This window comes from Streptomyces sp. NPDC059853 (genome assembly GCF_042731495.1).
In the GTDB taxonomy this organism is placed as follows: Bacteria; Actinomycetota; Actinomycetes; order Streptomycetales; family Streptomycetaceae; genus Streptomyces.
The window spans coordinates 1-11,845 of record NZ_JBHWJL010000030.1; the positions used below are offsets into that span (position 1 = coordinate 1).

At 71.4% G+C, this 11,845-nt stretch carries 11 protein-coding genes; 2 read left to right on the top strand and 9 right to left on the bottom strand.

The genetic code is table 11. The features are described from left to right. From ACFV5N_RS05640 to thyX, 3 genes are all read right to left on the bottom strand, one after another. On the bottom strand, positions 1–1,647 hold a 1,647-nt coding region (locus ACFV5N_RS05640; RefSeq protein ID WP_385594480.1), incomplete at its 3' end, for a ribonuclease J. A gap of 198 nt (positions 1,648–1,845) precedes the next feature. Further along, complete coding sequence (gene dapA, locus ACFV5N_RS05645; RefSeq protein WP_019436284.1) at positions 1,846–2,745, bottom strand: 4-hydroxy-tetrahydrodipicolinate synthase; 900 nt, start codon at positions 2,743–2,745, stop codon at positions 1,846–1,848. A 191-nt stretch (positions 2,746–2,936) separates the two neighbouring features. Next, positions 2,937–3,659 carry an FAD-dependent thymidylate synthase gene (gene thyX / locus ACFV5N_RS05650; protein WP_019436285.1) on the bottom strand — a complete coding sequence of 241 codons (723 nt, stop codon included), beginning with the start codon at positions 3,657–3,659 and terminating at the stop codon, positions 2,937–2,939. A gap of 159 nt (positions 3,660–3,818) precedes the next feature. Between thyX and ACFV5N_RS05655 the strand changes: the two genes are divergently transcribed. Beyond that, positions 3,819–3,974 carry a hypothetical protein gene (locus ACFV5N_RS05655; RefSeq protein WP_385594484.1) on the top strand — a complete coding sequence of 52 codons (156 nt, stop codon included), beginning with the start codon at positions 3,819–3,821 and terminating at the stop codon, positions 3,972–3,974. Positions 3,975–4,033: 59 nt separating this feature from the next. Further along, positions 4,034–4,582, top strand: a complete 549-nt coding sequence (locus tag ACFV5N_RS05660) for a hypothetical protein (RefSeq protein WP_385594486.1) — start codon at positions 4,034–4,036, stop codon at positions 4,580–4,582. A 45-nt stretch (positions 4,583–4,627) separates the two neighbouring features. On the opposite strand, the gene ACFV5N_RS05665 is transcribed toward ACFV5N_RS05660, so the two are convergent. The 6 genes from ACFV5N_RS05665 to eccD form a co-directional block, all read right to left on the bottom strand. Beyond that, positions 4,628–5,071 (bottom strand): hypothetical protein, encoded by a 444-nt coding sequence (locus tag ACFV5N_RS05665; RefSeq protein WP_385594489.1) that lies wholly within the window; start codon positions 5,069–5,071, stop codon positions 4,628–4,630. Between the two features lie 2 nt (positions 5,072–5,073). Beyond that, positions 5,074–5,829: a 4-hydroxy-tetrahydrodipicolinate reductase gene (gene dapB / locus ACFV5N_RS05670; protein WP_385594492.1), complete on the bottom strand. Its 756-nt coding sequence runs from the start codon at positions 5,827–5,829 to the stop codon at positions 5,074–5,076. Between the two features lie 36 nt (positions 5,830–5,865). Then, complete coding sequence (locus tag ACFV5N_RS05675) at positions 5,866–7,194, bottom strand: M16 family metallopeptidase (protein WP_385594495.1); 1,329 nt, start codon at positions 7,192–7,194, stop codon at positions 5,866–5,868. A gap of 71 nt (positions 7,195–7,265) precedes the next feature. Then, complete coding sequence (locus ACFV5N_RS05680) at positions 7,266–9,488, bottom strand: polyribonucleotide nucleotidyltransferase (RefSeq protein WP_385594497.1); 2,223 nt, start codon at positions 9,486–9,488, stop codon at positions 7,266–7,268. 320 nt (positions 9,489–9,808) lie between these two features. Then, on the bottom strand, positions 9,809–10,099 hold the full coding sequence (rpsO, locus tag ACFV5N_RS05685; protein ID WP_019436292.1) for a 30S ribosomal protein S15: 291 nt from the start codon (positions 10,097–10,099) through the stop codon (positions 9,809–9,811). Between the two features lie 153 nt (positions 10,100–10,252). Continuing rightward, positions 10,253–11,716 carry a type VII secretion integral membrane protein EccD gene (eccD, locus tag ACFV5N_RS05690; protein WP_385594500.1) on the bottom strand — a complete coding sequence of 488 codons (1,464 nt, stop codon included), beginning with the start codon at positions 11,714–11,716 and terminating at the stop codon, positions 10,253–10,255. Positions 11,717–11,845 lie beyond the last annotated feature (129 nt).

Consider the following 11,845-nt stretch of genomic DNA (forward strand, 5'->3'; position numbering starts at 1 on the left):
GCGGTAGACGTCCGACACCCACTTGCCGACCGTACGGCGCACCAGCTGCTGCAGCTGGTGGGCCTCGACCACCCCGTCCTGGGCCGACTTGGCCAGCGCCTCGTCGATCTTCGGGATGACCTCGGCGAAGGCCGCGTCGTCGATGCCGGAGCCCCGGGAGTGGATGCTCGGGCCGCTGACGATCTTGCCGCTGCTGCTGTCCACGACCACGAAGACGGAGATGAAGCCCTCGTCCCCGAGGATCCGCCGGTCCTTCAGGCTGGCCTCGGTAACGCCGCCGACCGACAGGCCGTCCACGTACACGTACCCGGCCTGCACCTTGCCGACGATCTTCGCCTTGCCCTTGACCAGGTCGACGACGACGCCGTCCTCGGCGATGACGATCCGGTCGGCCGGCACCCCCGTGAGGGCGCCGAGTTCGGCGTTGGCGCGCAGATGGCGCCACTCGCCGTGCACGGGCATCAGGTTGCGCGGCCGGCAGATGTTGTAGAAGTACAGCAGCTCGCCGGCCGAGGCGTGTCCGGAGACGTGGACCTTGGCGTTGCCCTTGTGGACGACGTTGGCGCCCCACCGGGTGAGTCCGTTGATGACCCGGTAGACGGCGTTCTCGTTCCCCGGGATCAGCGAGGAGGCCAGGATGACCGTGTCGCCCTCGACAATGCGGATCTGGTGGTCGCGGTTGGCCATCCGGGACAGGGCCGCCATGGGCTCGCCCTGGGAGCCGGTGCAGACCAGCACCACCTGGTGGTCGGGGAGGTCGTCCAGCGTGCGCACGTCCACCACCAGGCCCGGCGGTACCCGCAGGTAGCCCAGATCCCGCGCGATGCCCATGTTGCGCACCATGGAGCGCCCGACGAAGGCGATCTTGCGTCCGTGTTCCTGGGCGGCGTCCACGATCTGCTGGATGCGGTGCACGTGGCTGGCGAAGCTCGCCACGATGATCCGCTTGTCCGCGCGGGAGAACACCTGGCGCAGCACCCCGGAGATCTCCCGCTCCGGGGAGACGAAACCGGGGACCTCGGCGTTGGTGGAGTCGGACAGCAGCAGGTCGATGCCCTCCTCGCCGAGCCGGGCGAAGGCCCGCAGGTCGGTGAGGCGGCCGTCCAGCGGCAGCTGGTCCATCTTGAAGTCACCGGTGTGCACGGCCATGCCGGCCGGAGTGCGGATGGCGACCGCGAGCGCGTCCGGGATGGAGTGGTTGACCGCGACGAATTCGCAGTCGAAGGGCCCGATCCGTTCGCTGGTGCCCTCGGCCACTTCCAGGGTGTAGGGGCGGATGCGGTGCTCCTGGAGCTTGGCCTCGATCAGGGCGAGGGTGAGCTTGGAGCCGATCAGCGGGATGTCCGGCTTCTCCCGCAGGAGGTAGGGGACGCCGCCGATGTGGTCCTCGTGGCCGTGGGTGAGGACGATGCCCTCGATGTCGTCGAGGCGGTTCCGCAGCGAGCTGAAGTCCGGCAGGATCAGGTCGATACCGGGCTGCTCCTCCTCGGGGAAGAGGACGCCGCAGTCGACGATCAGCAGCCGACCGCCGTACTCGAAGACGGTCATGTTGCGGCCGATCTCGCCGAGGCCGCCGAGCGGGGTGACCCGCAGGCCGCCCTCCGGGAGCTTCGGCGGACGGCCGAGTTCTGGGTGGGGATGACTCAAGAGACTCTCCTGACCGCGCGCGCCCGGTGCCCCTGTCGAGGCCGCGGGCGCGCGCGTGGGTGTGCGTGTAGGTGATCTGTTGACATGTCGGCGCCTTCCGATGCGCCGAAGCCGCTCGGGGGGTGGTGTCCGGTGGTCCCGGTCCTGCCTTTCCTGCCGGTACTGCTCATTACCGCTGGTCTTGCGAAGTCTGGGTGCTCAGATCTGTACCCCGCCGGCGGCGAGATCCCGCTTGAGCTGTTCGGTTTCCTCGTCGGTGAGCCCGACCATCGGGAGGCGCAGCGGGCCGCCGGGCAGCCCCTGGAAGCCGAGCGCCGCCTTGGTGGTGATCACGCCCTGGGTGCGGAACATCCCGGTGAAGACCGGCAGCAGCCGCTGGTGGATCTCGGTGGCCTTGGCCACATCGCCGCTGGTGTAGGCGGTCACCAGGGCGCGCAGCTCGGGGGTGACCACATGGCCGACGACCGAGACGAAGCCGACCGCGCCCACCGAGAGCAGCGGGAGGTTCAGCATGTCGTCGCCCGAGTACCAGGCGAGGCCCGTGGTGGCGATGGCCCAGCCGGCCCGCCCCAGATCCCCCTTGGCGTCCTTGTTGGCGACGATGCGGGGGTGTTCCGCCAGCCGCACCATCGTCTCGGTGTTGATGGGCACACCGCTGCGTCCGGGGATGTCGTAGAGCATCACCGGCAGGTCGGTGGCGTCCGCGATGGCGGTGAAGTGCTGGACCAGCCCCTCCTGCGGGGGCTTGTTGTAGTACGGGGTGACGGCGAGGATGCCGTGCGCCCCGGCGTCCTGGGCGGCGCGCGCCAGCACCAGGCTGTGCCGGGTGTCGTTCGTGCCGGCTCCGGCCACCACGTGGGCGCGGTCTCCGACCGCCTCGACCACGGCGCGGACCAGCTGGGCTTTCTCCGCGTCGGAGGTGGTCGGGGACTCGCCGGTGGTGCCATTGACGATCAGGCCGTCGTTGCCGGCGTCCACCAGGTGGGCGGCGAGCCGCTGCGCGCCGTCGAGGTCGAGCGAGCCGTCCGCGGTGAACGGCGTGACCATCGCGGTCAGCACCCGCCCGAAGGGCGTCTGGGGTGTGGAGGTCGGAGCCATGGGAACCACGCTACTCGCAGCTCAGCGTTCCGCGAGCCACGGGGATGCTCTCCGTGTGGATCCCGGCGCTGCCTGCTCGGGGGTTCAGACAGCGCCGGGGTCCGTTCATTCACCCTAGATGAACTTCTCGAAATGTCGCAATACGGACACTTCGCTCAGCTTTTCGGAGACCCGGGCCCGCAACGGGCCCCTCAGGGAGCCACTCGGCCGTTGGCGTTGAAGGCCGCGTGCGTCAGCGGCATCAGCCGCGCCCACTCGGCCTCCATCTTCTCGGCGACCATCTCGATCTCCCGCTGCGGGAAGGACGGCACCCGGGCCTGCTCGTGCTGGGTGCGCAGCCCGAGGAAGTGCATCAGCGAGCGCGCGTTGCAGGTGGCGTACATGCTGGAGAACAGCCCCACCGGGAGCGTGGCACGGGCCACCTCACGGGCGATCCCGGCGGCCAGCAGCTCCTGGTAGGCGGCGTAGGACTGCCGGTAGGAGTCCTCCATGGTCTTGCCGAGCGCCGCATGCTGCTCGGGGGTGCCGTCGACGAACTCGTACTTGCCGGGCCGACCGCGCTGCACCAGCTTGCGGTCCTCGCCCGGGAGGTAGAACACCGGCTCCAGCTCCCGGTAGCGCCCGCTCTCCTCGTTGTAGGACCAGCCGACGCGGTGCCGCATGAACTCGCGGAAGACGAAGATCGGCGCGCTGACGAAGAAGGTCATCGAGTTGTGCTCGAACGGGCTGCCGTGCCGGTCCCGCATCAGGTAGTTGATCAGGCCCTTGGACCGCTCGGGGTCCTTGCTGATCTCTTCGAGTGACTGCTCCCCCGCCGTGGAGACGCGGGCCGCCCACAGGACGTCGGTGTCGGAGGCGCTGTGCTTGACCAGTTCGACGGTCACATCACTGCGGAAAGTGGGTGTATCGGTCACCGGCGGATCCCCTTCGGAGCGTACTGCGGGTAGCGGGGCCCACCTTAAGGCCCGCCACCGACAGCCCCGGCGCCGACCGGACAGATCGGGAACGAGGGAGAGAGATGGACTGTTCGGCTGATATTTTTGTTTTAGGGCCAAATGGGGGAAGGAGAAGGTATGCGACAGCTGACGATCGGCGCCCTCATCGGCCGTGCCCTGCTCGCTCTCGTCCTGGTCTCCGCGCTGGTCGGAGCCGTGCTGCTGGCCCGCCCCGCCCTCGATGTCGAGCACGGGAGCCCGGCCGTGACACCGGAGGCGGCCGAGGGTTCCTGAGCGCGATAGCCTCACCCGTGCACTGCCAGCGGCGAACGTGACACGAACGAGGACAAGCCTTGCCCCTGCCCTTTCTCGCGGCCGACCGTGACTTCGGCACCACCGCGTCGGACGCAGCCCTCCCCCACGCCGGAATCGATCAGTGGCGCCGCCCCTACCGGCTCGGACCACAGCGGGTGGCCATCTCCGCGCTGGCCCTGCTGCTCGCGGCCTACCTGCTGATCTCCGCCCTGATCATCGCCGTCGCCGGCACCGTCGGCGCGGCGGCCGCCACCCTGCTCCTCGCCGGCTGCGTCATAGCCTTCGCGCTGCGCGTGCTGCGCATGGGCATCTGGGTCAGCCCGCGCGGACTGCGCCGGGTCGGCCTGCTGAGCACCAAGACCCTGCGCTGGCGGGAGATCGAACGCGTCTCCACCGTGCAGCAGCCGGTGCGCTGGCTGGGCCTGCCACGCACCGTGCAGGGCCAGGCGGTCCACATCGAACCGCGCCGCGGTGAGCCGCTGGCCCCGCTGCTCACCGACCACAACGCCGACTTCCTCACCCGGGCCGACGCCTTCGCACGCGCCTCCGACGTCCTGGAGGCGTGGGCCGCCGAGCACCGGCACTGAGCACGCGGCACCGGGCGCGAGCGGGGAGAGCCCGCCGCCGGGTTCTCAGCCCCGGCCGGCCCGCAGGGCGATGGCGTGCTCCATCGCCTTGCGGGCCCGCGGGGTGTCCCGGGCGTCGTGGTACGCCAGCGCCAGCCGGAACCAGCACCGCCAGTCGCCCGGATGCGCCTCCGCCTCGGCCTTGCGGGCCGCGAAGGCCGCGTCGGCCGCCGCCTGCTCCACCCGGCCGCTGGGGGTCCGCGGCAGATCGTCCACCGGCAGCCCGCCCTCGGCCTCCAGTTCCTTCGCGAGCCGCCCCGCGTCCCGCGCGAAGCGGGTGGTGCGCCACAGGAACCACGCCCCGATCAGCGGCATCACCAGCACCGCGACCCCGAACGTGACCGTCACCCAGGTGCCCTGCCCGATCAGCGCCACCCCCCGGTGCCCGGCCAGCACGAAGTAGCCGACCAGCAGCACCGACACCAGCGCGTAGCCGATCTTCCCGGCCATGCTCAGCCGTCCAGGTCCATGAAGTGCTCCAGGCCCAGCGTCAGCCCCGGAGCCGCCGAGATCCGGCGGATGCCCAGCAGCACCCCGGGCATGAAGGACCCGCGGTTCATCGAGTCGTGGCGCAGTGTGAAGATCTCGCCCTCGTCGCCGAACAGCACCTCCTGGTGGGCGACCAGGCCGCGCAGCCGCACCGCGTGCACCGGCACCCCGTCCACGTCCGCGCCCCGGGCGCCCTCCAGCGCGGTGCTGGTGGCGTCCGGCTGCGCCGGCAGCGCCGCCTCCGCGCGGGCCCGGGCGATCAGCTGCGCGGTGCGCACCGCCGTACCACTGGGCGCGTCGGCCTTCTGCGGGTGGTGCAGTTCGACGATTTCCACGGATTCGAAGAACCGGGCGGCCTGCTGCGCGAAGTGCATGGTGAGGACGGCCCCGATGCCGAAGTTCGGCGCGATCAGCACGCCGGTGGCCGGGGACGCCGCCAGCCAGGTGCGCAGCTGCGCCAGCCGCTCCTCGGTGAACCCGGTCGTACCGACCACGCCGTGGATGCCGTGCCGGACGCAGAACTCCAGATTGGCCATCACCGCGTCGGGATGCGTCAGATCGACGGCGACCTGGGCGCCGGTCGAGACCAGCTGTTCCAGGTCGTCGCCCCGGCCGAGCGCCGCCACCAGGTCCAGATCCTCGGCGGCCCCGACCGCCCGTACCGCCTCGGAACCCATCCGCCCGCCGGCACCCAGCACGGCGACCCGCAGCTTGCTCATGCGTACTCTTCCGCTCGTCTCTTCAGCTCGAACTCGTTATCGGGCCATGGCCCGGTGCAGCGTGGCGGTGTGCTTGTCCTTCAGCGGACCGATGACGGACACCGAGGGCTGGTGGCGCAGCACCTCGGCGGCCACCTCGCGCACCGCGTCCGGTGTCACCGCCCGGTACCGCTCCAGCAGTCCCGACACCGACAACTGCTCGCCCCAGCACACCTCGCTCTTGCCCAGCCGGTGCATCAGGGCGCCGGTGTCCTCCAGGCCCAGCACCGTGGAGCCGGCCAGCTGGCCGATCGCCCGGCCGACCTCCTCCTCGGTCAGGCCGTGCTTCGCGATGTCGGCCAGGATTTCGCGGGAGATCTCCAGCACCTCGCCCAGCCGGTCGGGGCGGCAGCCGGCGTAGACGCCGAACAGGCCGCAGTCGGCGTACCCGGAGGTGTGCGCGTACACGCTGTACGCCAGCCCCCGCCGCTCGCGCACCTCCTGGAACAGCCGGGAGGACATGCCGCCGCCCAGCGCCGTGGAGAGCACCGCCAGCGCCCAGCGCCGCTCGTCGTGCCGGGAGACGCCCGGCACGCCGAGGATCAGATGGGCCTGCTCGGTGGCCCGCTCCTGGACGTCGACGGCACCGGCGGTACGGATACGGCGGTCGCCGCCGCGCGGGCCCAGCGGGGTGGCGTCGGTGCGGCCGAGGGCACCGGCCCGTTCGAAGGCGGCGCGGACCTGCTCGACGACGGTGTCGTGGTCGAGGTTCCCGGCGGCGGTGACCACCAGCCGGGTCGGGTCGTAGTGGCGGCGGTAGAAGCGGGCGATCTGGTCCCGGGTCAGGGCGCCGACGGACTCCTCGGTACCGAGCACCGGGCGGCCCAGCGGGGTGTCGCCCAGCAGCGTCTGGGCGAACAGGTCGTGGACGCCGTCGCCGGGGTCGTCGTCCGTCATGGCGATCTCTTCGAGGATCACATTGCGCTCGGCCTCGACCTCGGCCGGATCGATGACCGAGGAGGTGAGCATGTCGCACACGACGTCGACGGCCAGCGGCAGATCGCTGTCCAGCACCCGCGCGTAGTAGCAGGTGAACTCCTTGGTGGTGAAGGCGTTCATCTCACCGCCGACCGCCTCGATCACCGAGGAGATCTCCAGGGCGCTGCGCCGCTTCGTGCCCTTGAACAGCACGTGTTCCAGGTAGTGGGTGGCACCCGCCAGGGCCGGGGTCTCGTCGCGGGAGCCGACCCTGGCCCAGATGCCGAAGGAGACCGAGCGCACCGAGGGCAGGGTCTCGGTGACGACCCGCAGGCCGCCGGGGAGCACGGTCTTGCGGACGGCGCCCGTGCCGCCGGATCCGGCCGGCCGCGCGGTGCGGGGGGTCATGCCGCGCGGACGGGGCACGGCCCGCCCCACCGGTGCGGTGGGGCGGGCCGTCCTCGGGCGAGGGGTACGCGTCACTGGTCGGCAGCGTCCTTCTCGGTAGTCTCCTCGCCGGCCTCGTCCTCCAGGACGGGGATCAGCGAGAGCTTGCCGCGCTGGTCGATCTCGGCGATCTCGACCTGGACCTTCTGGCCGACGCCCAGGACGTCCTCGACGTTCTCCACGCGCTTGCCGCCGGCGAGCTTGCGGATCTGCGAGATGTGCAGCAGTCCGTCCTTGCCGGGGAGCAGGGAGACGAAGGCGCCGAAGGTGGTGGTCTTCACCACGGTGCCCAGGTACCGCTCGCCGACCTCGGGCATCGTCGGGTTGGCGATGCCGTTGATCGTGGCGCGGGCGGCCTCGGCGGCCGGGCCGTCGGCGGCACCGATGTAGATGGTGCCGTCGTCCTCGATGGTGATGTCGGCGCCGGTGTCCTCCTGGATCTGGTTGATCATCTTGCCCTTGGGGCCGATGACCTCACCGATCTTGTCCACCGGGATCTTCACGGTGATGATCCGCGGGGCGTTGGGGGACATCTCGTCCGGCACGTCGATGGCCTCGCCCATCACGTCCAGGATGTGCAGCCGGGCGTCGCGGGCCTGCTTGAGGGCGGCGGCCAGCACGGAGGCCGGGATGCCGTCCAGCTTGGTGTCGAGCTGGAGCGCGGTCACGAACTGCTTGGTACCGGCGACCTTGAAGTCCATGTCGCCGTAGGCGTCCTCCGCACCGAGGATGTCGGTGAGGGTGACGTAGTGGGTCTCACCCTCGATCTCCTGGGAGATCAGGCCCATGGCGATACCGGCGACCGGGGCCTTCAGCGGCACACCGGCGTTCAGCAGCGACATGGTGGAGGCGCAGACCGAGCCCATGGAGGTCGAGCCGTTGGAGCCCAGCGCCTCGGAGACCTGCCGGATGGCGTACGGGAACTCCTCGCGGGTCGGCAGCACCGGCACCAGGGCGCGCTCGGCGAGGGCGCCGTGGCCGATCTCGCGGCGCTTGGGGGAGCCGACGCGGCCGGTCTCACCGGTGGAGTAGGGCGGGAAGTTGTAGTTGTGCATGTAGCGCTTGCGGGTCACCGGGGAGAGGGTGTCCAGCTGCTGCTCCATGCGGAGCATGTTGAGCGTGGTGACGCCCAGGATCTGGGTCTCGCCGCGCTCGAAGAGGGCCGAGCCGTGCACCCGCGGGATCGCCTCGACCTCGGCGGCCAGCGTACGGATGTCGGTGACGCCGCGGCCGTCGATGCGGACCTTGTCCTTGATGACGCGCTCACGGACCAGCTGCTTGGTGAGCGAGCGGTACGCGGCGGAGATCTCCTTCTCGCGCCCCTCGAACTGCGGCAGCAGCTTCTCGGCGGCGACCGTCTTGACCCGGTCCAGCTCGCTCTCGCGCTCCTGCTTGCCGGCGATGGTCAGCGCCTGGGCCAGCTCGTCGCGGACGGCGGCGGACAGCGCCTCGAAGACGTCGTCCTGGTAGTCCAGGAAGACCGGGAACTCACCGGTGGGCTTGGCGGCCTTGGCGGCGAGGTCGGACTGGGCGCGGCACAGCACCTTGATGAAGGGCTTGGCGGCCTCCAGACCGGCGGCGACGACCTCCTCGGTCGGCGCGGCGGCGCCGCCCTTGATCAGCTCGATGGTCTTCTCGGTGGCCTCGGCCTCGACCATCATGATCGCGACATCGCCGTCGGGCAGCACCCGGCCGGCGACGACCATGTCGAAGACCGCGTTCTCCAGCTCGCTGTGGGTGGGGAAGGCCACCCACTGGCCCTGGATCAGCGCGACGCGGGTGCCGCCGATGGGGCCGGAGAAGGGCAGGCCGGCCAGCTGCGTGGAGCAGGAGGCGGCGTTGATGGCGACCACGTCGTACAGGTGGTCGGGGTTGAGCGCCATGATCGTCTCGACGATCTGGATCTCGTTGCGCAGGCCCTTCTTGAAGGAGGGGCGCAGCGGGCGGTCGATCAGCCGGCAGGTGAGGATGGCGTCCTCGGAGGGGCGGCCCTCGCGCCGGAAGAAGGAGCCGGGGATCTTCCCGGCGGCGTACATCCGCTCCTCGACGTCCACGGTCAGCGGGAAGAAGTCCAGCTGGTCCTTGGGGGTCTTCGACGCGGTGGTGGCCGACAGCACCATGGTGTCGTCGTCCAGGTAGGCCACCGCGGAACCGGCGGCCTGCTTGGCGAGGCGGCCGGTCTCGAAGCGGATGGTGCGGGTGCCGAAGGCGCCGTTGTCGATCACGGCTTCGGCGTAGTGGGTTTCGTTCTCCACCTGGGATGTCTCCTGTTTCTCGCCCCGCCGGGCACTACCGGGCGGGACGGTCTGCGGTGGAGCACCTCCGTACGGGCCGGCCATCGATCGAAGCTCCCGGGAAGTCGCCCGGGGGCCACTACCGAGGACCGGCGACGGTTGAGAAGGCGCTCCGCCTCATACTCATGCTGTGTCGTTGTGCAGTGGTGGGACCAGCCTACAAAGGCATCGGTCCGAGGGCCCGGTTTCGGCTCCCCGCGGTCGTCCGCCGGAGTGCTACCGGGCCGGATACGGCGAAGGGAGCGGCCCCCGCCAGCGGTGGCCGCTCCCTCTCCGTCGTCTCAGCGGGCGCCCGCCGCGCCGCGGCGGATGCCGAGGCGCTCCACCAGGCTGCGGAAGCGCTGGATGTCCTTCTTGGCCAGGTACTGCAGCAGCCGGCGGCGCTGGCCGACCAGCAGCAGCAGGCCGCGGCGGGAGTGGTGGTCGTGCTTGTGGGTCTTCAGGTGCTCGGTCAGGTCCGAGATGCGGCGGGACAGCAGCGCCACCTGCACCTCGGGGGAGCCGGTGTCGCCCTCCTTGGTGGCGAACTCGGCGATGATCTTCTGCTTCGTGGCGGCATCGAGCGACGACACGCTGACTCCTTGAGGATCGGCCCGGGAGCGTCCCCTGGTCTGCTTCACAGGGGATGACAGATGACAACTCGTCGGGCGCAGAACACCCTATCAGCCGGACCGGGGTGATCCTGACCCGGTTGTTCCGGTTGTGCGCCCTTCCCGCGCGCCGGCCTAGTCGCTGGTGAGGCCGCGGGCACGGGTGTAGATGCCGAGGACGGCCAGGCACAGCGGGATGAGGGAGAGCAGCAGGGCCGATTCCGTGAGGTCCAGGACCCGCCCCCAGAACGGGGTGAGCCCGGAGCGGGGCACGATCAGCGCGATGGCGGTCATGACGGCCGCGGCGGCGGCAAGCGCGGCGGTCAGCCACAGGGTACGCAGGTCGAGGGCGGTGCTGTCGCCCGCCAGCAGCTCGCGGACCGCGCCGGCCGGGGGGTGCAGCAGGAAGCCGGTGGCCAGCAGGGTGAGGGCGGCGAGACCGGCGACGAGCAGGACGGAGACCTGGACGGCGTACCGGAAGAGCCGGGAGCGGGTCAGCAGGGCCCCGGCGGTGGCCAGGGCGAGCAGCTGGCCCCAGCCGTCACCGGCGAAGCCGAGGACGGCGACGGCGGCGGTGGCGGCCAGCGCGCAGCCGGCGGTGAGGCCGAGCAGGAGCTGGTGGCCGAGGCGGGCCTGGGCGGCGATGCGCTCGGCGTCGACGGGCTCCCCGGCGGGCCGGTCCTGGTCCGGGTCGTCGCTCTCGAAGCCGGCGCGCGGGGCGTCGTAGCCGATGGGCAGCCGGACCAGCGCGGCGGAGAGGCCGGGCAGGAAGCCGAGCGCGCCGATGGCGACCGGGGCGGTGAGCGCGGCGGCGGAGACGGGCCGGGCGTCGGCCACGATGGCGGCGAAGGTGACGAGGGTGCCGATGAGCGCCGCGGTGGCGGTGGCGACGAACGGGGCCGCGGCGTCGGAGAGCGCCGCGGCGGCGACGACGGACAGCAGCAGGACGGCGACGCAGCCCAGCAGCAGTTCCAGCCGGCCCACGCCGTGGCCCTCGGCCAGCGGCAGGGCCCCGGTGCCGGCGATCAGTCCGTGCGGAAGGGCGGCGAGACCGGCGGCGACGGCGGCGGGCCGGTCGGCGTACACCCGGGCGCGGACGACGGCGAAGGAGGTCAGCAGGAGCGCCAGCACCCCGGCGATGACGCCGGGCAGGCCGTGCAGGTCGTGGTGGACCGGGTCGGCGTACCACAGGACGGCGGCGGCGACGGTGGCCAGGACGGCGGCGCCGGTCAGTCCCGCGGTGCGCAGCCACTGCTCGTGCCACAGGGCCCGGTCGTGGGTGACGGCGTCGGCGACGGCCTCGCTGACGTCGTCGTGGACCGGCGGCGGCAGCGCGTCGGCGACGGGGCGCAGGACGAGCACCTCGCCGTCCAGGACGCGCTGCGCGGCCAGCGTGCGGGCGCCGTCCAGGACGCTGCCGTCGCGGCGCAGCAGGTGGTAGCCGACCGGGCCGCCCTCGACGGGGGCCTGCCCGGTGAGCTGGAGTATCTGGGCATAGAGGTCGGCCAGAGGCAGATCCTCCGGAAGCGCCACATCGATCCGGCTGTCGGGCGCGGCGACGGTGACGCGGCAGAAGCCGGTGGCCGCTGTCGAGTTCACGTGTGATTCCCCCAAGATGCGCGCGGAAGACGGTTGCGCACGGACTGCGTCGGTCACCCTACCGGCTGTGGTTCCGGGGCCGGTCAGTAGGATCGGGCGGCGCCGCAGGGATTGTCGGATCGGGGGGCC

Excerpts from the sequence above, each read along its gene's own strand:
- dapA (WP_019436284.1), bottom strand. The coding sequence starts at position 2,745 with ATGGCTCCGACCTCCACACCCCAGACGCCCTTCGGGCGGGTGCTGACC.
- ACFV5N_RS05655 (WP_385594484.1), top strand. The coding sequence starts at position 3,819 with ATGCGACAGCTGACGATCGGCGCCCTCATCGGCCGTGCCCTGCTCGCT.
- ACFV5N_RS05665 (WP_385594489.1), bottom strand. The coding sequence starts at position 5,071 with ATGGCCGGGAAGATCGGCTACGCGCTGGTGTCGGTGCTGCTGGTCGGC.
- dapB (WP_385594492.1), bottom strand. The coding sequence starts at position 5,829 with ATGAGCAAGCTGCGGGTCGCCGTGCTGGGTGCCGGCGGGCGGATGGGT.
- ACFV5N_RS05675 (WP_385594495.1), bottom strand. The coding sequence starts at position 7,194 with ATGACCCCCCGCACCGCGCGGCCGGCCGGATCCGGCGGCACGGGCGCC.